Origin of the sequence: Streptomyces sp. C (assembly GCF_000158895.1) — a bacterium.
GTDB classification, from domain to species: Bacteria; Actinomycetota; Actinomycetes; order Streptomycetales; family Streptomycetaceae; genus Streptomyces; species Streptomyces racemochromogenes.
In genome coordinates this window covers 6234610-6236159 of the sequence record NZ_GG657750.1, presented here as the reverse complement: position 1 = coordinate 6236159, position 1550 = coordinate 6234610, and the positions used below count along the sequence as shown (strand labels likewise).

Below are 1550 nucleotides of genomic sequence, written 5' to 3'. Positions count from 1 at the left end.
AACGGCCGGCGCCCCGTTCGGCGTCGTTCTGCGCGGCCTCCCCCACGCGGGAGGCGTACAGGCGGAACTGCCGCCGCCCCGGGACGGTGTGGCCGCCGCCGTAGTCGGCACTGCCGAAGTTCCAGCGGCTGTCGCGGGGCGCGTCGACGCGGCAGGCGTCCACCAGTGCCGCCTGGAGCGGGAACCGCCGGTGCTTGACCAGGTCGGTGCGCCACCAGCGGAGCGCGGAGTCGAGGTTGAGGTGGCGGATCTGGCCGGGGCGGGCGTCGGCGCAGGGCAGCATCAGCTCGTGGTCGCGGCCGAGGTAGCCGTGCCCGGCCCAGAAGATCCACAGCAGGTCGCCGTCGCATTCGGGGAGTTCGTCGAGCAGCGCGGTGCGGGCGTTCGCCTCGGTCGCGGGCCGGTACGAGGTCCGCAGCGCGGCCAGGCCGTCGGACGCGGACCAGTCGAGGGTGTCGGGGTCGTCGAGCGGCGACAGCAGCAGGCGGACGTTCGCTGCGGGCACCTGACCGGGCCCGGTCAGCCACCGGGCGAAGCGCAGGGCGTCGCGGGCGGGCCCGCGCAGGTTCCAGTGGTGGCTGATCTCGTACCGCTCGACCCCCGCGACGAGCGCGAAGGTGCGCCCGGGGTTCACGTCGGTGTGCGGCCCGCCGAGGGCCCTCACCCCAACCCCGCTTCGGTCACCGCCCGTTCGACGCTCTCGTAGAGGGACTGCTGTTTCCAGTAGGCGCTGTGGCTGGCGGGGAAGGGCTGGCGGCTGCGGATCTCGTGGTCGCTGACGCGGGGGTCGCCGGGGAAGACGGGTGCGGCGAGGTAGGACAGCACGTCCTGGCGGTCGTACACGTTGAGCCAGCGCGGGAAGCCGTACGGGAGCCGGCTGCCGGGGGCGAGGGCGGTGAGGGCGCCGAGTTCGTGGAGGTACGGGGCCTGCGAGCCGACGGTGACGAGCAGTTCGACGCCGGGTACGGGTCCGCCGTCGGCGGCGTCCAGTGCGAGCAGGTCCACCAGGGCGATCCCGCCGAGGCTGTGGCCGATCAGTACGGTCGGGCCGGGCCGGGCGGTGATCCGTTCGCGGAGGTACGCACGCAGGCCGGCGCCTCTGGCCTGGTAGCGCAGGATGTCGCCGAGCGCGGGGGCGGCGCCGGCGGTGAGGGAGCCGCGCCAGGCGTTGAGCAGGGGCTGCGTGGTGACCCGCAGCGCGAGCCGGCCGAGGACGGCGGCGGCCCGGGCCCCGGGGACGCGGGCGCCGCCGCCGAGGCGGGTGGTGAGGAGCTCGACGAGCCGGTCCCGTTCGGCGGCGGTGCAGTCGGCGTCGGCCCCGGCCCCGGCGAGGGCCCCGGCGGTGACGGCCCGGGCGAGGGCGGTGGCCAGCTCGCGGGCCTGCGGTTCGGCGGTGGCGCGGGCGCCCGCGCGGGCCGCTTCGGCGGAGCCGGCGGCGGCCTCCACGGCGGGCCGGAACCCGGCGGCGAGGCCGGTGCCGTCGAGCAGGGCGCGCAGCTCGCCGGGACCGTCCGGTTCGGGGGCTCCGGCGAGCCGGTGCAGCAGCTCCA

General features: G+C 76.9%; 1 protein-coding gene and 1 pseudogene. Both read right to left on the bottom strand.

Features of this window, described 5'->3' with window-relative positions:
- Positions 1-664 (bottom strand): annotated as a pseudogene (locus tag SSNG_RS42370) (caspase family protein); the annotation flags it as partial.
- Positions 661-1550: hypothetical protein (locus SSNG_RS38170; RefSeq protein ID WP_050779743.1), on the bottom strand; the 890-nt coding region annotated here is incomplete at its 5' end. The gene SSNG_RS38170 and the pseudogene SSNG_RS42370, both read right to left, overlap by 4 nt.